At 54.0% G+C, this 250-nt stretch carries 1 pseudogene; it reads left to right on the top strand.

Annotated features, from left to right (window positions below):
• Nucleotides 1-39: 39 nt before the first annotated feature.
• Nucleotides 40-250, top strand: a pseudogene (locus KVT34_RS30695) (outer membrane lipoprotein carrier protein LolA); the annotation flags it as partial.

The raw sequence follows: 250 nt of genomic DNA, 5'->3' as shown, positions 1-250 counted from the left end.
GAGACGATGCGGCGGTTCACGTGGGTGGTGGCCCTTGTGATGGTTTGTTTAAGCCTGGTAGTATCCGGGTGCGGCAAAAAGGATGCAGGATCGGTAGTAAAGGAATTGGACGGTGTGATGAGCAAGCTGCAGAGCTATCACGGCAAAGGGCAGATGACGCTGCGTACAGGGCAGGATCCTCAAGAATACGACGTAGAGGTTAGCTTCCAGGCCCCTTCGTTTTACCGGATCTCGCTGACGAATGCGAAAA

Origin of the sequence: Paenibacillus sp. GbtcB18, assembly GCF_019091125.1 — a bacterium.
In the GTDB taxonomy this organism is placed as follows: Bacteria; Bacillota; Bacilli; order Paenibacillales; family NBRC-103111; genus Paenibacillus_F; species Paenibacillus_F chitinolyticus.
The sequence above is the reverse complement of the archived record's forward strand: the minus strand, read 5'-3'. Positions and strand labels throughout refer to the sequence as shown.